Source organism: Streptomyces paradoxus (genome assembly GCF_014202475.1).
Classification (GTDB): Bacteria; Actinomycetota; Actinomycetes; order Streptomycetales; family Streptomycetaceae; genus Streptomyces; species Streptomyces paradoxus.
Genome location: NZ_JACHGV010000005.1, coordinates 496,948 through 516,100, shown reverse-complemented (window position 1 = coordinate 516,100; position 19,153 = coordinate 496,948). Strand labels below are relative to the sequence as shown.

Sequence of the window (19,153 nt, the reverse complement as noted above, 5' to 3'; positions counted from 1 at the left end):
CGTGATCCATGCCTGCTCAGAAGCGGGCTACGCGACCGACCACGCAATGCCGTCGAGGATGTCGTGCTCGCTCACGACGACCTCCTGAGCGCCGATCCGCTCCATGATCGACAGGAGGACGAGGGCCCCCGCCCCGATCACGTCGACCCGGCCCGGGTGCATGGAGGGCACGGCCGCGCGCTCGGCGTGGGTGGAGCGCAGCAGCCACTCGGTGATCTCGCGGACCCGGTCGTGGGAGACACGGGAGTGGTGGATGGCCCGCGAGTCGTACTCGGGCAGTTCCTGGGCGATGGCCGACACGGTCGTCACCGAACCTGCGAGGCCGACCAGCGTGCGCGCCTCGCGCAGCGGGACCGTCTGCTCGGCGAGGTCGAGGGCGGCCTCGATGTCGGCCCGCATCGCCGCGATCTGCTCCGTGGAGGGCGGGTCGCTGACCACGCCGTCCCGGACGAGGTGCCGCTCGGTCATGCGGACGCAGCCGATGTCCACCGAGCGGGCCGCGCGGACCCGGTCGCCGCCCACGACGAACTCGGTCGAGCCGCCGCCGATGTCCACGACCAGGTAGGGCTTGGGGAGGTGGTCGGCCCCTGCGAGCTCCTTGGTGGCACCGGTGAAGGAGAACGCGGCCTCCTGGTCCCCGGAGATCACCTCGGGCTCGACGCCCAGGATGTCCAGCACACCGCGCACGAAGTCGTCCCGGTTCTCGGCGTCCCGGGATGCCGAGGTCGCCACGAACCGCAGCCGCTCCGCCCCGTGCTCCTTGATGATCCCGGCGTACTCGCGGCACGCCGCGAAGGTCCGCTGCAGCGCCTCGGGAGCGAGCCGGCCGGTGCGGTCGACGCCCTGCCCGAGCCGCACGATCGTCATCCTGCGGTCCAGATCGATCAGCTCACCGGTGGCGGGGTCGGCGTCGGCGACCAGCAGCCGGATGGAGTTCGTACCGCAGTCCACGGCGGCGACACGGGTCACTGGGCGTCCTCCTCGACGGCCGTCACGCACGGGCCCTTGCGCCACCACTCGGGCAGCATCGCGATCGCCTCGTCGCCGAGCGGGTTCACCCCGGGACCCGCGGCCAGCGAGTGGCCCACCAGCACGTGCAGGCACTTCACCCGGTCCGGCATGCCGCCCGCGCTCGGGAAGTTCTTCAGCTCCTCGATCTCGTCACGGCGCCGGATGTAGTCCTCGTGCGCGGCCCGGTACGCGGCCGCCAGCTCCGGGTCCGAGCCCAGCCGCTCGGTCATCTCCTTCATCACGCCGTTGGCCTCCAGCGTGCCGATCGCCGAGGCGGCGCGCGGGCACGTCAGGTAGTACAGCGTGGGGAACGGCGTCCCGTCCGGCAGCCGCGGGGCCGTCTCGACGACGTCCGGCTGTCCGCACGGGCAGCGGTGGGCGATCGCGCGCAGACCGCGCGGGGGCCGGCCGAGCTGCTGCTTGAAGGCCTCGACGTCCGCGTCGGTGGGCTCGGTGCGCGGGGTGGTCGGCGGGGGCGTTTCCATGACTGTCTTCAGGCTGTCTTTCTCTGATCGCCGGCTGGGAGGCCAGGTCACTGGCCGGAGGCGTCGGACTTGTCGACGCCGTCCCAGACGTTGGAGTACCAGGGGCGGTCCGCCGCCCCCAGGTCGGTGCGCGACTGCTTCGCCGCGTGCGGGTCGATGACGATGAAGCCCGTCTCCCCCGGCATGACGTAGTGCAACCGCTTCCGGATCTGCTGCTCGGCGTACGCGTCGTCCTGCCAGCGTGCCTTCAGGTCGCGCAGCCGTTCGACGCGCTCACGGGTCTGCCGCTGTTCGCGCTGGAGGTCGTCGATCTCGGCGCGCTGCGAGACGTACTCGCGCATCGGGTAGGCCAGGGCCACGATCAGCGAGCACATCACCAGGGCGAGCAGCGCGGCCCGGCCGGTCAGCCGCGAGCGGCGGGCCTGGCGCCTGGTCTGGGAGCGGTACACCCGCGCCGCGGTCTGCTCGCCGAGCAACCGGATCCTGGTCGCGGTGGAGAACCGGTCCCGGTCCTTCACGGCCATGTGTCCGCCTCCGCTCCGCCGTCATACGCGCGTACGTCCCCGGACACGGTACGGGACCGGGTACGGGGACGTACGTACGACTGGCTCAGGCTTACCCGGGTGAGGGTCAGCCCTTGAAGCGCGGGAAGGCGCTGCGGCCGGCGTACACCGCGGCGTCGTCGAGGATCTCCTCGATGCGCAGCAGCTGGTTGTACTTGGCGACGCGCTCGGAGCGGGCCGGGGCACCGGTCTTGATCTGGCCGCAGTTGGTGGCGACGGCCAGGTCGGCGATGGTGACGTCCTCGGTCTCGCCGGAGCGGTGGGACATCATGCACTTGAAGCCGTTGCGCTGGGCCAGCTCCACGGCGTCCAGGGTCTCGGTCAGCGAACCGATCTGGTTGACCTTGACCAGCAGGGCGTTGGCCGCGCCCTCCTCGATGCCGCGGGCGAGGCGCTCGGGGTTGGTGACGAACAGGTCGTCGCCGACGAGCTGGACCTTGTCACCGAGCTTGGCGGTGATGGTCTTCCAGCCCTCCCAGTCGTCCTCGAACAGCGGGTCCTCGATGGAGACGAGCGGGTACGCGTCGACGAGCTCCGCGTAGTACTCGGTCATCTCGGCCGCCGAGCGCTCCTTGCCCTCGAAGGTGTAGACGCCGTCCTTGTAGAACTCGGACGCGGCGACGTCGAGGGCGAGGGCGATCTGCTCGCCGGGGGTGTAACCGGCTTCCTTGATCGCTTCCAGGATGAGGTCGAGGGCCTCGCGGTTGGAGCCGAGGTTCGGGGCGAAGCCGCCCTCGTCGCCGAGGCCGGTGGCCAGGCCCTTGCTCTTCAGGACCTTCTTCAGCGTGTGGTAGACCTCGGCGCCCCAGCGCAGGGCCTCGGAGAAGGACTCCGCGCCGATCGGGGCGATCATGAACTCCTGGATGTCCACGTTGGAGTCGGCGTGCGAGCCGCCGTTCAGGATGTTCATCATCGGCACCGGAAGCAGGTGCGCGTTGGGGCCGCCCAGGTAGCGGAACAGCGGCAGGTCGCTGGCCTCGGAGGCGGCGTGGGCGACGGCGAGGGAGACGCCGAGGATGGCGTTGGCGCCGAGGGAGCCCTTGTTGTCGGTGGCGTCCAGGTCGAACATGGCCTGGTCGATCAGGCGCTGCTCGGTGGCGTCGTAGCCGACGAGCTCCGGGCCGATCTGCTCGATGACCGCGAGGACGGCCTTCTCCACACCCTTGCCGAGGTAGCGGTTCGAGTCGCCGTCGCGGAGCTCGATGGCCTCGAAGGCGCCCGTGGAGGCGCCGGACGGGACGGCGGCACGACCCGTGCTGCCGTCGTCGAGGCCGACCTCGACCTCGACCGTGGGGTTGCCTCGGGAGTCCAGGATTTCCCGGGCTACGACGACGTCGATGGACGGCACGAGCATCTCCTTCTTATGTGACGCGGGTACGCGGGCCGCGTGGGCCCGGCGAGGTGCGGAGCCTCGGTGGCTCGCGACATGAGCCTAACCGGCTCCGGGCGATCGGCCACCGGGTCGCCCACCCCATGGACAGAACCGAGAGTAAATTGTTTCCGAACGGAACAAAGCCGGTTCGCGAAGTACGGCAGAAAAAACCCCGCTCCGGTGCGTACGGGGGATGACGCACCGGAGCGGGAGCTGGTGGGCCCTGTGCGGGCCCGGGGGGCGCTGCTTACTTCAGGTGCAGCTGCTGGCCCGGGTAGATGAGGTTGGCATCGTCGATGATGTCCTTGTTCAGCTGGTACAGCTTCTCCCAGCCGCCCTTGACCTTCTCCTCGGCCGCGATCGAGCTCAGGGTGTCGCCCTTGACGACCTTGTACTCGCCGTCACCCTTCTCGACCTTCTTGCCGGTCGGGGTGGTGACGGTCTTCTTGGCCGCCGGGCGCTCGTCGGAGCGGGAGGCGGGCTGCTGCTGGGTCTCGCGGGACTCGGTGCTCTGCTGGCTCTGCGCGGAGCTGCCGGAGTCGCTGGAGCCGCCACCGGTGTAGGCGGCGCTCGACAGGCCCTTGCCGCAGACCGGCCAGGCACCCTTGCCCTGGCTCGCGAGGACCTTCTCGGCGATCTCGATCTGCTGCGCCTTGGTGGCCTGGTCGGCGGTGGAGGCGTACTTGGTGCCGCCGTAGCCGGACCAGGTGGAGGCGGAGAACTGCAGACCGCCGTAGTAGCCGTTGCCGGTGTTGATGGACCAGTTGCCGCCGGACTCGCACTGGGCGACCGCGTCCCACTCGGAGGCGGTGGCGGCGGAGGCGTTGCCGGCCGCCATCAGCGGGGCGGCGACGGCGGCGCCGGTGACACCGGCGATGGCGATGGCGCGACTGGCCTTGGACGGACGGCGGTGCGTGCCCTTGCCGGAAAACAGCATGGAGAGATCCCCTCACCGACGCCTGCGAGGTGAGCTGTCGGGTTCGGGCCGGTTGAGTTGCCCGGCCGCGCCCCTCCTGGGACGCGGCTTCACCCCAAGCCCTTCCGGCACAACCGGCCGGTCGGGCACCTACCTTGGGTCCCCCGCTCCTGCCTACGGCGCTTGACGCGACGACTGTTCCCGTACGGCCGCTGGCAGGATTCGGCGTTGCGGCAGCCGGGGCTCGTGGTGACGAGCGGTCACGACCGTAGACACGCGATCCGCGGAATTTCAAAGACGATCAGGGCTTCTGAGATCTATCTCTCACCGGGCTCATACGGGACATTCGGCGCGAAACGTGACGTGAACTCACCCGGTTTCGGGGCGACTTCGACCGCCGTTTCCGCACTGCCCGAACAGCTACTTCTCGTCCGCTTCGCCCTCGACCGCGAGCGTCTGACCGGGGTGGATGAGGTCCGGGTCGGCGCCGACCGCCTTCTCGTTGCCCTCGTAGAGCTCGTGCCATCCGCCGCTGACCCGAAGGGCGTCGGCGATGGACCAGAGACTGTCACCGACACCCACGATGTAGGCACCTTCGGACGCGTCGCCGGAACTCTCGTCAGCGGGCGCGGAGTGACGCCCCGTGGACTTCTGCGCACCGTCGCTCCCGGGCGCCTGGGTTTCGTCGGCACTGGGGCCGCGATGACGGCCGGAGCCGGTCTCGGCCGACGCCGAGGAGTCGTCACCTTGCCGCGATTTATCCGACTTGCCGCCCTCGGGGGTGGCGGACGGAGAGGCGCCGGGCTTCCGGTCCCGCGACGAGTCATCCGATTCAGGCGACTTGTCGGACTTGGCCGTTTCATCCCCCGACGGCGACGAGGCGTCGGGCGACGGGGAGGAAGAAGAGCCCTCAGAAGGGGACGAACCCAGCGAGTCGAGCAATCCGGGCGAGTCCACCTCACCGGAGGATTCGGACGAGTCGGATGATTCCGACCCCTCGTCCTGCTGGAGCCCCGAGAGCAGTCCGCAGGTACGCCACGCGCCGACCCCCTGGTCGGCGAGAATTCTCTCGGCCACGGCTATCTGCTGGGAGCGGCTGGCCAGGTCGGCGCTCGCGGCATAGTCGAGGCCGCCGTGCTTCTCCCAGTCGTCCTGGGACAACTGCAGGCCGCCGTAGTAGCCGTTGCCGCTGTTCTGGCTCCAGGCGCCGCCGGTCTCGCAGTCCGCGACCCGGTCCCAGGTCGTGCCGTCGGCCGCGCTGGCACCGGAGGCCCCAAGGAGCGGGATCGCGATCGCGGAGCCGGTCACTCCGGCCGCCACGAGGAGTGCCGGAGCCTGGCGGGGGCGGCGGTGCCGACCGTTCCCGGAGAGCATACGGAGACCTTTCACGAGACAGCAGTGACCGACGCGGCGCGATTCCCCGCCGCGTTGATGGGTGAACGTATCGGCAGTCGATCACTTGTCACAAGTTCATGCCGCGCAGATCACGTGAAGATCACAGCTCTGATGTTTCGTCACGTCCGGCGGGTGCGAACTCCACCGGCAGCGTGCGCAGGCCCCGCATGATGAGGCCGCCGCGCCATCTCAGCTCGGCGGGGTCCGCCGCGAGCCGCAGGTCCGGGAGGCGGGTCAGGAGCGTGGCGAGCGCGGTCTGGCCCTCCAGCCGGGCCAGCGGGGCTCCGAGGCAGTAGTGGATGCCGTGGCCGTACCCGAGGTGCTGATTGTCACGGCGGGCGAGGTCCAACGCGTCCGGATCGGCGAACCGTTCCGGGTCGCGGTCCGCTGCGGCCAGGACCACGAGGACGGGGTCACCCGCCTCGATGCGCTGCCCGCCGAGGGTGAGGGGCTGGGTGGCGAAGCGCCAGGTGGCGAGCTCCACGGGGCCGTCGTAGCGCAGGAGTTCCTCGACGCCGGTCTCCAGGAGGCCCCTCTCCCCCGCCGCGAGGGACGTCTGGAGCCGGGCGCGCTGCCCGGGGTGGGTGAGCAGGGCGTAGGTGCCGTTGCCGATGAGGTTCACGGTGGTCTCGAAACCGGCGAACAGCAGGATGAAGGCCATGGCCGCCGCCTCGTTCTCGGTGAGGTGCTCACCGTGGTCGGAGGCGCGGATGAGACCGGAGATGAGGTCCTCACCGGGGGCGGGCTCGGTGGGCAGCGCCTCGCGCTTGCGGTGGATGAGGTCGGCGAGGTAGCCGCGCATCTTCTTCACCGACCGGGCCACGCCGCCCCGGGGACCGCCCTGGTGACGGATCATCATGCCCGCCCAGTCGCGGAAGTCGTCCTGGTCCTCGCGCGGGACGCCGAGCAGGTCGCAGATGGCGTAGATGGGGAGCGGGAAGGCGAAGTCGTGGATCAGGTCGGCGGATCCCTTCCGCGCGAACCCGTCGATGAGGGTGTCGGTGAGCTCCTGCACCCGTGGCGCGAACTCGGCGACCCGGCGCGGGGTGAAGGCCTTGGACACCAGCCGCCGCAGCCGGGTGTGGTCCGGCGGGTCGATGTTGAGCAGATGCGTCATCAGCTCGGCCTTGCGCTCGCCGGGGATCCCGGTCTTGCCCTTGGCGTGCGCCGGCTCGTCGTGATGCGCGGGGTTCTTGGAGAGCCGGTTGTCGGCGAGCGTCTGCTTGGCGTCGGCGTACCGCGTGACCAGCCAGGCCTCCACCCCGCTGGGGAGCCGCGTCTTGTGGACGGGGCTGTGCTCGCGGAGCCAGGCGTAGGCGGGGTAGGGGTCGCTCGCGAACTCCCAGGTGAAGAGGTCGGGAGCGGTCGCGGGTGTGCTGGGCTGGGGCTGGTCGGTCACGCCTCGACCGTATCCGGCTTCCGTGGGCACTCCTGCCTCCGCTACGGCTGGGCCGAGCTCCCCGGCCGCCGTGCGGCGTCCGGCTCCCGGGAGGGGCCGGCCCCCCCGGCCGCTCAGCCCTCGGCGTCCCTGATCGCGTCCCGGTACGCGCGGGCCGCCGCTCTCAGGGCCGCCTCCGGGTCGACGCCCTCCGACTCGGCGCGGACGGCCAGGGCCAGGAGGTCGTAGCCGATGCCCTCGACGGGCGGGAGCGGTACGTCCAGGCTCGCCGTGCGGACACGGGAGGCCAGTTTGGCGGCGAGGGCCAGGCCGGGCTGGCCGAGGGGTATGCCCTCGGTGATCGAGGTGCGCTGTTTCTCGACCGCCTTGGTGCGCAGCCAGTGCTCCTTGACCTCCTCGGGGGTCGTGGCCGTCGCATCTCCGAAGACGTGCGGGTGGCGGTGGATCAGCTTGGCGACGATGCCGCCGGCCACGTCGTCGATGGAGAAGGGGGTCTCCCCGTCCTCCGGGCGGGCCTCTTCGGCGATGCGGGCGTGGAACACGACCTGGAGCAGGACGTCGCCGAGCTCCTCGCGCAGTTCGTCGCGGTCGCCCTCCTCGATCGCCTCGACGAGTTCGTACGCCTCCTCGATGCCGTACTTGGCCAGGCCCTCGTGGGTCTGCCGGGAGGACCAGGGGCACTCGGCGCGGATGCGGTCCATGACCTGGACGAGGTCGAGGAGCCGGGCGCCCGGAAGGTCGTAGGAGGCGGGCAGCAGCTCCAGCTCGGGCATGGCGACACGGCCGCTGCCGGCGAGGCGGGCCAGGCCGTCCGTCAGGACCGGTTCGCCCTCGCCCGTCGCCACCACGACCACCGTGTGTCCGCCGGCGCAGGCGTCGACCAGCTCCTGGGCGGACGGGGAGGCCTCGGCGACGGTGATGCCCGCTTCGCGCAGATACGGCAGCTGCGGATGGGCGCCGTCCGCGCACAGCACCCGGTCCGCCGCCCGCAGTGCCTGCCAGGCGGGCCAGGAGAGCAGGCCGGGGGCGACGCGGTGGCTGGTGGTGAGCAGGACGATGCGGCCGGGGGCGGCGGCCGCGTCGGGAGCGGTCCGCTCGGGGCCCGGGGTGGCTTCGGGGCTGTTGGCGTTCACGGTTCGAAGCTATCCCACGCCGCCGACAGCGCCCGAAGTTATCCACAGGGCCTGGCCGGGCCGCGGCCTGGCTGGGCTGCGCGGCCTGGCCGGGCCGCGGGCCCGGAGGGGGTGCCGGGCCCGGCGGGATCTACATGCCCTGCTGGTTCTGTGCCGTCGTGACGTCCCGCACCCATGGCGTCTTGGCGTCCGCGCGGCTGCTCTTCTGCACGTCCCAGGTGCCGTAGCGGGGGTTGAGGTCGATGTTCAGGTCCTTGGAGGCCTCGGAGAGGGCCTTCCAGAACTCGGGGCGGCCGGTGTCCGTGCCGAGCTTCTCGGCGAGTTTCTGGGCCTCCAGCTGGAGGCGGAGGTTCTCGTCGAGGCGCTGCGGGGGGATGCCGTACTGCTGGAGCCAGGTCCTCTCCAGCGCCTTGGCGCCGCCGGCCTGCTGTTCCAGGCCGGACCGCATCGCCTGGATCTCCTTGCGGGAGACGGTCACACCGGCGTCCTCGGCGGCGCGGTGCAGCACCCGGTCCAGGACCATGGTCTGCAGGGTGTCGCGCGTGAGGGTGCCGGTTCTGGCGATGGCCTGCTGGTACTGGGCCTCGTCCTGCACGGCCGCCCGCTGGGCCGCGCGTACCTCGCCGACCCGCTCGTCGAGCTGGGAGACGGTGATCCGCTGGCCGCCCACCACGGCTGCCGCGCCGGGATGCGCGTCGTTCCCGCAGGCGGTGAGCAGGGGCGCCGCGGCGGCGATCGCGGCGGTGAGGACGAGCGCGGTGCGACGGCGGCGGTGCAAGGAGACCTCCCGAGGAGATTGTGCGACGGTGCACAAGGTCTTGCGGTGATCGATGGTAGGCAGTGGGCAGGCTCTGGCCAACCCATTCGACCAACGATTCACCGGGACTTCCGGCACCGCCGCGCCGCCCGCGGACCGGTCCTCAGCCCCGGACCTGCCCCAGCCACTGGAGCGTCCTGCGGATCTCCGCCCCGAGCGGGTGGCCGTGACCGTGGGTGCGTTCGACGTCGTGCAGCAGCCGGGCCAGGGTGTCGTGGGCGGCGCCGCGGTCGCCGAGGGCGAGCAGCAGGTGCCCGATGCGGCGGCGGACGTCGTGCGCGAGCTCCGGGCCGCCGGCGGCGACGTACTGGTTCTCGTAGTACGGCAGCACGGCCCGGTACTCGGCGAGCGCCGCGGCCGGCTCGCCCAGCTGTTCCAGGCACTGGGCGGCCTCGTAGCGGTGGCGCAGGGCCTGCGGGTCGGCCTGGCCCGCCTCGGCGGCACGTTCGTCGGCGAGGCGGCGCAGCTCGGGCAGGGCGCGCCGGTACTGGCCGTCGTCCAGCAGCGTGGCGGCGTACTGCTTGCGCAGGGTGCGCACCACCGGGGAGTGCGCGCCGTGCTGTTCGGCGGCGGCGGGCAGGATCGCCCCGAGGATGTCGACGGCCTGGGTGACACGGCCCTCGCCGAGCAGCCGTTTGACCTCGTCGACGGCGCGGGCGATGTCCGTCTGCCCCGGCGTCCCCGTGACGGGGGTGGCCGGAGTGGGCTGGGGCGCGGGGGTGCGCGCGCGGTCCGGCCAGGGGGCGTGCGGGCGCAGGAACGGGCGGGTGGGATCCAGGGCCGCTCCGGTGGGCGTCCCGCGCGCGGGCAGGAGCAGCTCCAGGTGCTCGTAGACCTCCTGCGCGGAGGCGGGCCGGTGCTGCGGGTCCTTGGCGAGGAGACGCAGGACGAGGGCCTCCAGGGCCTCGGGGACTTCGGGGCGGAGGCGGCGTACGGGCACCGGGGGCTCGTACAGGTGGCGGTGCAGGACGCCGAGGGCCGTGGAGCCGGAGAAGGGCACGTCGCCGCTGAGCAGTTCGTGCAGGACCACGCCGAGCGCGTACAGGTCGGTGTACGGGCCGACCGCGCCGCCCATCGCCTGCTCCGGGGCCATGTAGGCGGGCGAGCCGATGGGGGTGCCGGTGTGGGTCAGGCGGGTGGTGTCGGCGTCCATGACGGAGGCGACGCCGAGGTCGAGCACGGTGACCGTGCCGTCCTGCTTCACCATGACGTTGCGCGGCTTGAGGTCGCGGTGGACGATCGGCACGGCGTGCACGGCGCTCAGCACGGCGCACAGCTGCGCGGCGACCGCGACCGCCCACTGCCAGGGGTACGGCTCGTGCTCGGCGAGGTGCCCGGCGAGGTCGGCGCCGTCGATGTACTGCATGACGAGGAACAGCTCCTCGCCCTCACTGCCGGCGTCGTGCACGGTGACCAGGCCGGGGTGGTCGACCTGCGCGGTCACCCGGCACTCGCGCACGAAACGGCGGCGCAGTTCCTCCGCGTCCTGGCCGGCCACCTTGTCCGGGCGCAGCAGCTTCACCGCCACGCGCCGGTCGAGCCGCTGGTCGTACGCCGTCCACACCTGGCCCATGCCGCCCTGCCCGAGGACGGTGGACAGTTCGTAGCGGCCGGCGACGACTCGTCCTGCCGCCGCCGTCACCTTCCGTCCTCGTGGTCGCCGTCCCGGTGGGCTTCGCCCTCGTGCCGGCGCAGGTAGTCGCTGAGCTCGTCGAGTTCGGCGCGGACCTGGTCGATACGGGCCGGGGCGGGGCGCTGGGGGGACGGGGGCGGCTGGATCGGGCCGGGGACCGGGGGCGCGGCGTCCCGGGGGGTGGGTGTGTGGGGTGCGGGAGGCTGCGGCACCGGCGTGGACGCCGGGGCGTACGGCGGCGCGGGGTGCTGCGGGTAGCCGTACGGGGTGTGCCCGACGGTCGATGCGTGGGGCGAGGCGTAGCCGGCGAACCTCCGCTGCTCGCCGTGGTGGCCGATGTCCACGACGAGGAAGTAGACGGCGGCGCCCGCTCCGAGGAGCAGGATCGCGGCCAGCGCGATGTCGGTCCGGTAGTCGCTCTCCGGCAGCGCGCCGATCACGGCGAAGCACGCGATGGACAGCGGCAGGCTCACCCAGGCCAGCGTCCAGTCCAGGGCCCGGCCGCGCAGCACGGCCACCCGGAACAGCGGTACGCAGGCCAGCACGCCGCAGGTGAGGAAACCGGCTGCTGCGAACAGCACGCGCAGGGAGATGACCGTTGCCGCGCTGCGGGGAGGCGGCGCCGCGCCGTGGCCGTACATGACTGCTCCTGGACCGGTGGCCGATGAGGACGGACGTGCGAGTGACAGACCCTGTTGGGGAATCCGAGCGTATAGCCCGACACGGACAACCGGTCACGGGTTGTACCGAACCGTTGTCATGCTGATCACTTCGTGTGAACAGCCCGCCCCACTGCCTACAACGGGTGCCGCATCCACACGTTGGGCTCGACGTACACCGCGTACCCGCGCTCCACCTCGCAGCGCACCGGCACCAGGGCGCCCGGCACTTCGACGTCGCCGTCGGTGTCGAAGGGCAGGCCCGTCCAGCGGCGCCAGTCCGCGAGCGGGGCGGACACCGTCATGGACGCCGGTGCCACCGAGTCGATGGTGGCTCCGGCCCGGGCGTGCACACGCAGCCAAGGGTCCTGGGGCAGGCCGTCGGGGCGGACGCGGTGGGCGTACTCCTCCATCGGCGTACGGGGTTCCAGGTGCTTGGCGTTGGGGCGGACCGGGGCGACGACCTCGCGGAAGCCACGGGCCCGGGCGTTGTCGCGCATGGCCGAGAGCATCACCGCGGACAGGCCGCGACCCTGTGCCCGCGGTGCGATGGAGACCGAAACGGCGCTGACCGTGTCGGGCCGGATGCCACGCCGCAGGTCGGAGAAGGCCCACACCAGCATCGCGTCCCAGCCGTTGCCCGGCAGCCGGCCGCCGCGGCGCTCGGTGCCGAGGGCGAACGGCACGCTGTAGGCGTTCGCCACGATCTCGCCCTGCTCGTCCTCGGCGAACAGGACGTACTCCGGGAGTTCGGCGGCGATGCGCGGGAAGTGGGCGGCGCCCACGAGGTCCTGGATCACGAACTCCGGCCAGGTGTCCGCCATCCCGACGACCCGCTCCAGCATGTCCGGGCGGTCGGCGAGGCTCGATATCTTCAACTGCATGTGATCAGGGTAGGTACGAGGGCGAAGACCCGGAACCGGATTACGGCCCGGCAGCGGGAGCGGGTCACCGGGCGGGCACGCGGTCCGCCGCCCGGTGAGACCCGGCTCGCCGAGCGCCGGCGCGATGAGTCCAACCGGCATCCGTCAACTCCCCGCCCCTCAGCACCTGATCGGCAGGTCGGGTCCTACCCACCGCACTGCTTCAGCATCATGTCCTTGTCGGGAACCGTCACGGGGAGTTCGTACTTCAGCGACACCTGGGCGAAGCGCACCGAGTAGGCGCAGCGGATCCGCTTGTTCGGCGGCAGCCAGGACGCCGGACCCGAGTCCCCCTTCGAGCCGTTGGTCGGTCCGTCCACCGGGACGAGGTTGAGCGGGTCGTTGGCGATGGACTCCCGCTTGTCCTTCGTCCAGCGCGAGGCGCCCATCTGCCAGTCGTACGACAGCGGCATGACGTGGTCTATCTGGACCTTGATCGCATGGGACTTGGTCCACTCGATCGACTTCCCGGTGTACGGGTCGTGCAGCGTCAGCGCGGTGACGACGCAGTCCGATCCCGACCGGAAGCGCAGGTCTTCCCCGTCCCGCTTGAGGAGGTCGTTGCGGGTGTCGCAGCCGTTGCGGGAGAAGGGGACGTCGCGCGGCGCCGAGTCCATCCAGGCGTAGCCGAACTCGTCCCGTTCATAACCCGTCCTGGGGCCGCGGCCCTTCGTGTCCACCTTCTCGATCAGGGCACGCGCCCTCTCCTTGTCGGCGCGGGAGGTGATCGCCGCCAGCCCCGGTTTGGTGCCGTCCGGGTTGTCCAGCGGGTTGGCGGCCCGTCCGTCGCCGGCGGCCGGGGCACCCGAAGCGGAGGCTCCACCGCCGTCCGCGGGCGGGGCCAGGCCCTCGCAGCCGGCCAGTGCCGAACCGGTGAACACCATCGCGACGGCCAGTGCCGCCCCGCCCCTCAGACGCCTCACCGTGCGCCCCTCCTCCGTCTGCCTGTTCCGCTCCGGCACGGGCGGCCCGTGCCGGGTCCCACCGTAGCGAGGAAGAGGTTCAGACCACATCGGGCCTCAATGCGCATACTTCACATCTCGCGCGTATCGTCGGTTCTGAGTCACCTCCGGAGGGAGCTTTGCATGGGCATCTTCGACAAGTTCAAGAGCCAGGCGCGGAACAAGGGCAAGCAAGGCTCTGACACCGCGGAACAGCGGATCAACGAGAGGACCGGCGGCAAGTACGAGGACCGGGTCGACTCCGGCCAGCAGCGCGTCGAGGGCTCGCTGGGCATGGAGCGCGACCGCGACCGGCCCGAACAGCAGTAACGCCTCCGCCTCCGGGGCCGTCCGCGGAGACATGGACGCATCTCCTGCGGACGGCTTCGCCGTGTCCGGGACTCCGGATCAGGACCCGAGCACCGACGTGAGGAACTCCCCGACCCACGCCAGCAGTTCGCGACCGACCAGCGGCTTTCCGCCCACCTTCGCGGTCTTCGGGCGCGGCACCAGCACCTGGTGCACCGCCGGCTTGAGGACGACCCCGGGGTACAGCCGCTTGACCCGCAACTCCTGCGACTCGCGCAACTCCACCGGCGCGAACCGGATGTTGTTGCCCTGCAGCACGATCTCGCCGACCCCGCACGCGCGCGCGAACATGCGCAGGCCCGCGACGAGCAGCAGGTTCTCCACGGGCTCGGGCAGCTTGCCGTAGCGGTCGACGAGCTCCTCGCGGACCGCCTTGATGTCCTCCTCGGAGTTGGCGGAGGCGATGGCACGGTAGGCCTGGAGGCGGAGGCGCTCGCCCGGCGCGTAGTCGTGCGGGACGTGCGCGTCGACGGGCAGCTCGATCTTGACCTCGAGCGGCGGCTCCTCCTCGATCTCGCCGGTCTCCAGCTGGCGCCGGTAGTCGGCGACGGCCTCGCCGACCATCCGCACGTACAGGTCGAAGCCGACGCCCGCGATGTGGCCGGACTGCTCGCCGCCGAGGAGGTTGCCCGCGCCGCGGATCTCCAGGTCCTTCATGGCCACGTACATACCGGCGCCCATCTCCGTGTGCTGCGCGATGGTCGCGAGCCGCTCGTGCGCGGTCTCGGTCAGCGGCTTCTCCGGCGGATACAGGAAGTAGGCGTAGCCGCGCTCGCGGCCCCGGCCCACCCGGCCGCGCAGCTGGTGCAGCTGGGACAGGCCGAAGTTGTCGCCGCGCTCCACGATCAGGGTGTTGGCGTTGGAGATGTCGATGCCGGACTCCACGATCGTCGTGGACACCAGCACGTCGAACTTCTTCTCCCAGAAGTCGACGACGACCTGCTCCAGCGCCGACTCCGACATCTGCCCGTGGGCGGTGGCGATGCGCGCCTCGGGGACGATCTCGCGCAGCCGGGCCGCCGCGCGGTCGATCGACTCGACGCGGTTGTGGATGTAGAAGACCTGGCCCTCGCGCAGCAGCTCACGGCGGATCGCGGCGCCGATCTGCTTCTCCTCGTAGGGGCCGACGAAGGTCAGCACCGGGTGGCGCTCCTCCGGCGGGGTGGTGATCGTCGACATCTCGCGGATGCCGGTGACCGCCATCTCCAGCGTCCTGGGGATGGGGGTCGCGGACATCGTCAGCACGTCGACGTTGGCCCGGAGCTTCTTCAGCTGCTCCTTGTGCTCGACGCCGAAGCGCTGCTCCTCGTCGACGATGACCAGGCCCAGGTCCTTGAACTTGGTCTCGGACGAGAACAGCCGGTGCGTGCCGATGACGATGTCGACCGAGCCCTCGCGCAGGCCCTCCAGGACCGCCTTGGCCTCGGTGTCGGTCTGGAAGCGGGAGAGGGCCTTCACGCTCACCGGGAACTGCGCGTACCGCTCGCTGAACGTGCCGAAGTGCTGCTGCACCAGCAGGGTCGTGGGCACCAGGACGGCCACCTGCTTGCCGTCCTGGACGGCCTTGAAAGCGGCGCGGACCGCGATCTCGGTCTTGCCGTAGCCGACGTCGCCGCAGATCAGGCGGTCCATCGGGACCGTCTTCTCCATGTCCTCCTTGACCTCGGCGATGGTGGTGAGCTGGTCGGGCGTCTCCGCGTAGGGGAAGGCGTCCTCCAGTTCGCGCTGCCAGGGGGTGTCCGCACCGAAGGCGTGGCCGGGGGCGGCCATGCGCGCGCTGTACAGCTTGATGAGGTCGGCGGCGATCTCCTTGACGGCCTTCTTGGCGCGGGCCTTGGTCTTCGTCCAGTCGGCGCCGCCGAGGCGGTGCAGGGTGGGGGCCTCGCCGCCGACGTACTTGGTGATCTGTTCCAGCTGGTCGGTGGGGATGTAGAGGCGGTCGCCGGGCTGGCCGCGCTTGGCGGGGGCGTACTCGACGACCAGGTACTCGCGGGTGGCGCCCTGCACGGTGCGCTGCACCATCTCGATGTAGCGGCCCACGCCGTGCTGCTCGTGGACGATGTAGTCGCCCGGCTCCAGGGTGAGCGGGTCGATGGTCTTGCGGCGGCGGGCCGGCATGCGGGCGCCGTCGCGGCCGGACGCCTTCTGGCCCGTCAGGTCCGTCTCGGTGAGGACGGCGAGTCTGAGGGTCTCGTCGATGAAGCCGTGCTCGATGGAGCCGCATGCCACGTGCACGACGGAGGGGGAGATCTCGGCGAGGTCCCCGTCCAGGCGGGCGGCGATGCCCTCGCCGCCGAGGACCTCGACCGTGCGGGCCGCCGGGCCGTGGCCCTCGGTGATGAACACCGCGCGCCAGCCGTCGGCGAGCCAGCCCTTGGTGTCGGCGAGGGCCTTGGCGGTGTCGCCGCGGTAGGTCTCCGGGGCGTGCATGCCGAGCTTGAGGGTGTCCCCGTCGAGCTCTTCGTCGGCGGCGAACGGCGACACCGACCACCACATCATGTCCAGCTCACGGGCCCGGTCCCGGACGTCCGCGATGGACCACAGGGAGGCCGCGCCGACATCGATGGGGGCCTCGCCGCCACCGGCGGTGGCCGCCCAGGAGGCCTGCAGGAACTCCTGCGAGGTGGCCACGAGGTCCGACGCGCGCGTGCGGACCCGCTCCGGGTCGCACACCACGGCCATGGCGCCCTTGGGCAGCACGTCGAGCAGCAGCTCCATGTCGTCGACGAGGACCGGCGCGAGGGACTCCATGCCCTCCACCGCGATCCCCTCGGCGATCTTGCCGAGCAGTTCACCGAGCTCGGGGTGCTGTTCGGCCAGAACACGCGCGCGCGTGCGGACGTCCTCGGTGAGCAGCAGCTCGCGGCACGGCGGCGCCCACAGGCCGTGCTCGGCGACTTCGAGGGAGCGCTGGTCGGCGACCTTGAAGTAGCGGATCTCCTCGACGTCGTCGCCCCAGAACTCGACGCGCAGGGGGTGCTCCTCGGTGGGCGGGAACACGTCGAGGATGCCGCCGCGCACGGCGAACTCGCCGCGCTTCTCGACGAGCTCCACGCGCGCGTACGCCGCTGCCGCGAGCGCTTCGACGATCTCGCCCAGGTCGGCGCTCTGCCCCGGCCTCAGGGAGACCGGCTCCAGGTCGCCCAGGCCCTTGACCTGCGGCTGGAGCACGGACCGGACGGGCGCCACGACGACCGAGACCGGGCCGGTCTCGGGGTCGTCGGGGCGGGGGTGGGCCAGGCGGCGCAGCACGGCCAGGCGGCGGCCGACGGTGTCGCTGCGGGGGCTGAGCCGCTCGTGCGGGAGCGTCTCCCAGGACGGGTACTCCACGACCCCCTCGGCCGGGAGGAGGGAGCGCAGGGCCGCGGCCAGGTCCTCCGCCTCACGGCCCGTCGCCGTGACCGCCAGCACCGGGCGGCCCGTCTCACGGGCGAGGGCGGCGACCGTGAAGGGGCGGGCGGCTGGGGGGCCGACCAGGTCGACGTGCATGCGGTTGCCGTCTGCGGCCGCCCTGATCGCTTCCGCGAGGGCGGCGTCCTTGACTACGGCGTCGAGCAGACCGTGCAGGCTCATTCGGGGCTTTCCGTCCAGGGGGGTGGGCAAGACGACGGGCCTGACGCGCGCCGCGGGCCGGGGGGTCTCCAGCGTACGATGATGCGCGCCCGCGCGGCGGGCCTGTGGATAACGCCCGTTCTCCCCGGGGCGAACACCCGCGCCGTCCGGTGCGGCTCCCGGAGGGCGCGCCGGCCGGGAAGCCCGGTTCCCGCGGCACGCCGGCGGCCGAGTGGGGATTCGGCCGCCCAACCTTCACAACATCATCCCCACCCGTTGTTTTCGCCCCGGCATGATCGGTCGGACGCCCTTCCGGCCGTTCATCGCACCCCTGAGGCACGGCATGCCTGCCCCCACCGTCCAGGTCTCACAGCCCCGCATACCGGCGCCGGTCGCCCGCCCCCGGAGTGACCGGCCCCCCGGCCGCGCGCGAGGTGAGCCCTGGGCCCTCGCGGCGGTCCTCTTCGCCGCCTACACCGTCGTCTCCGTCGGCCGCTACCGGCACATGGCCACCCTCTCCTGGGACCTGGGCATCTTCGAGCAGGTCGTGCGCGCCTACGCGCAGCTGCGGGCGCCGGTGTCCGACCTCAAGGGGCCGGGGTTCGTCATCCTCGGTGACCACTTCAGCCCGGTGACCGCCCTGCTCGCGCCGCTGTACCGGCTCTTCCCCTCGCCGGCCACGCTGCTGGTCGCGCAGGCCGCGCTGTTCGCGCTGTCCGCCGTGCCCGTCACGCGGGCCGCCACCCGGCTCCTGGGTCCTCGCCGCGGGCTCGCGCTGGGTCTCGCGTACGGGTTGTCGTGGGGCGTCCAGCGTGCCGTCGACTTCGACTTCCACGAGATCTGCTTCGCCGTCCCGCTGGTCGCCTTCTCCCTGGAGGCCCTCCTCACGCGGCGTCCCCGCGCGGCCCTGGGGTGGGCGCTGCCCCTGGTGCTGGTGAAGGAGGACCTGGGACTGACGCTGGCCGCGATCGCTCTCGTCGTCGCCTGGCGGGCGCGCGGTTCGTCGCCGCGGACGGTGCGGTACGCGCTCGGCGGGGCGGTGTTCGGCCTGGTGGCGACCGTGCTCGTCCTGACGGTGGTCGTCCCGTCGTTCAACACCTCGGGCGGCTACGACTACTGGACCAAGGTCAGCGATGCGGGCAGCCCCTTCGACGGCGCCGGCAGCAAACTGCGCACGCTCGCCTGGCTGCTGGTCCCGACCTCGGGCCTGCTCGCCCTGCGCTCCCCGCTGCTGCTGGTCGCGCTGCCGACGCTCGGCTGGCGGTTCCTCTCCGGCGACGAGCACTACTGGGGCACCGACTGGCACTACAGCGCGGTCCTGATGCCGGTCGTCTTCCTGGCCCTCGCCGACGCGCTCCCGGCCGTGCGCCGCAGCACGCGCGCGTGGCTGCGTTCGTACGCCGCCCACCTGCCGGCCGCCGTCGCCGCGGCGGCACTGGCGCTGACCACGTCACTGCCGCTGGCGCAGCTCACCGAGGCCGAGGTCTATCGCAGGCCGGCCGCGGTGTCCGACGTGGAAGGGCTGCTGGCGCGGATTCCCGACCGTGCCGCCGTCGAGGCCAACATCGGCCCGATCAGCCGCCTCACGTCGCGCTGCCAGGTCTTCTGGCTCGGCGACACCCGGGGCGTCCTGCCGGAGTACATCGCCCTGGAGAACACCGACGGCAGGTATCGCGACCCCGTGGGCTACGCCCGGACGCTGCACCCCCTCGCCGAGTACGCCGTAGCGGGCGAGGCAGCCGGGTACGTGGTTCTCGAGCACGAACGGTGACGGCCGGGGCCCGACTGACGCACCGAACGGTGACGGCCGGGGCCTGACGCGTCCGTGCGTCGGGCCGAGGGCGCCTGGCCGGCCCGCCTCCCGCCGGCGAGGCCCGCCACACACCCGCCCACTCCGGCAAGCCGTCGGGCCCGCCCCGGAGGTCAAGTCCTCCGGGGCGGGCCCGTCCCCCGCAACCCCCGTGTGCGGTGGTCTCGGCGGCTCC

Annotated in this window: 16 protein-coding genes and 1 riboswitch; of the genes, 2 read left to right on the top strand and 14 right to left on the bottom strand. The window is 71.9% G+C overall.

All coding sequences use genetic code 11. From position 1 onward, the window contains the following. Positions 1-27: 27 nt before the first annotated feature. The 13 genes from HNR57_RS19990 to HNR57_RS19930 form a co-directional block, all read right to left on the bottom strand. Positions 28-969 (bottom strand): Ppx/GppA phosphatase family protein, encoded by a 942-nt coding sequence (locus HNR57_RS19990; protein WP_184561362.1) that lies wholly within the window; start codon positions 967-969, stop codon positions 28-30. Beyond that, on the bottom strand, positions 966-1,496 hold the full coding sequence (locus tag HNR57_RS19985) for a DUF501 domain-containing protein (protein WP_184561361.1): 531 nt from the start codon (positions 1,494-1,496) through the stop codon (positions 966-968). The genes HNR57_RS19990 and HNR57_RS19985 overlap by 4 nt, the downstream gene beginning before the upstream one ends. A 47-nt stretch (positions 1,497-1,543) precedes the next feature. Further along, the gene (locus HNR57_RS19980; protein ID WP_184561360.1) at positions 1,544-2,020 is read right to left on the bottom strand and encodes an FtsB family cell division protein; all 477 of its coding nucleotides are present in this window, start codon (positions 2,018-2,020) and stop codon (positions 1,544-1,546) included. A 106-nt stretch (positions 2,021-2,126) separates the two neighbouring features. Then, positions 2,127-3,407, bottom strand: a complete 1,281-nt coding sequence (gene eno, locus HNR57_RS19975) for a phosphopyruvate hydratase (RefSeq protein ID WP_106974449.1) — start codon at positions 3,405-3,407, stop codon at positions 2,127-2,129. Between the two features lie 271 nt (positions 3,408-3,678). Beyond that, a complete protein-coding gene (locus HNR57_RS19970; RefSeq protein ID WP_184561359.1) occupies positions 3,679-4,368 on the bottom strand; it encodes a LysM peptidoglycan-binding domain-containing protein in 690 nt (229 codons plus the stop codon). 4 nt (positions 4,369-4,372) lie between these two features. Next, positions 4,373-4,539, bottom strand: a riboswitch (cyclic di-AMP (ydaO/yuaA leader). 228 nt (positions 4,540-4,767) lie between these two features. Next, the gene (locus tag HNR57_RS19965; protein ID WP_184561358.1) at positions 4,768-5,721 is read right to left on the bottom strand and encodes a LysM peptidoglycan-binding domain-containing protein; all 954 of its coding nucleotides are present in this window, start codon (positions 5,719-5,721) and stop codon (positions 4,768-4,770) included. Positions 5,722-5,842: 121 nt separating this feature from the next. Further along, complete coding sequence (locus tag HNR57_RS19960) at positions 5,843-7,141, bottom strand: cytochrome P450 family protein (RefSeq protein WP_184561357.1); 1,299 nt, start codon at positions 7,139-7,141, stop codon at positions 5,843-5,845. A 113-nt stretch (positions 7,142-7,254) separates the two neighbouring features. Continuing rightward, a complete protein-coding gene (locus HNR57_RS19955; RefSeq protein ID WP_184561356.1) occupies positions 7,255-8,274 on the bottom strand; it encodes a nucleoside triphosphate pyrophosphohydrolase in 1,020 nt (339 codons plus the stop codon). Between the two features lie 130 nt (positions 8,275-8,404). Next, on the bottom strand, positions 8,405-9,052 hold the full coding sequence (locus HNR57_RS19950; RefSeq protein ID WP_184561355.1) for a SurA N-terminal domain-containing protein: 648 nt from the start codon (positions 9,050-9,052) through the stop codon (positions 8,405-8,407). Between the two features lie 142 nt (positions 9,053-9,194). Next, positions 9,195-10,691, bottom strand: a complete 1,497-nt coding sequence (locus HNR57_RS19945; protein ID WP_221342779.1) for a serine/threonine-protein kinase — start codon at positions 10,689-10,691, stop codon at positions 9,195-9,197. Between the two features lie 38 nt (positions 10,692-10,729). After that, entirely contained in the window at positions 10,730-11,365 is a 636-nt protein-coding gene (locus tag HNR57_RS19940) for a hypothetical protein (RefSeq protein ID WP_184561353.1), read from the bottom strand. A 155-nt stretch (positions 11,366-11,520) separates the two neighbouring features. Next, complete coding sequence (locus HNR57_RS19935; RefSeq protein ID WP_184561352.1) at positions 11,521-12,267, bottom strand: GNAT family N-acetyltransferase; 747 nt, start codon at positions 12,265-12,267, stop codon at positions 11,521-11,523. Positions 12,268-12,452: 185 nt separating this feature from the next. Then, a complete protein-coding gene (locus HNR57_RS19930) occupies positions 12,453-13,229 on the bottom strand; it encodes an HNH endonuclease family protein (protein ID WP_313674136.1) in 777 nt (258 codons plus the stop codon). 162 nt (positions 13,230-13,391) lie between these two features. Between HNR57_RS19930 and HNR57_RS19925 the strand changes: the two genes are divergently transcribed. Next, entirely contained in the window at positions 13,392-13,577 is a 186-nt protein-coding gene (locus tag HNR57_RS19925) for an antitoxin (protein ID WP_184561351.1), read from the top strand. Positions 13,578-13,655: 78 nt separating this feature from the next. On the opposite strand, the gene mfd is transcribed toward HNR57_RS19925, so the two are convergent. Beyond that, complete coding sequence (gene mfd, locus HNR57_RS19920; protein WP_184561350.1) at positions 13,656-17,189, bottom strand: transcription-repair coupling factor; 3,534 nt, start codon at positions 17,187-17,189, stop codon at positions 13,656-13,658. Positions 17,190-17,511: 322 nt separating this feature from the next. Here mfd and HNR57_RS19915 point away from each other — a divergent pair, with 322 nt between their 5' ends. Further along, on the top strand, positions 17,512-18,939 hold the full coding sequence (locus HNR57_RS19915; protein ID WP_184561349.1) for a DUF2079 domain-containing protein: 1,428 nt from the start codon (positions 17,512-17,514) through the stop codon (positions 18,937-18,939). Positions 18,940-19,153 lie beyond the last annotated feature (214 nt).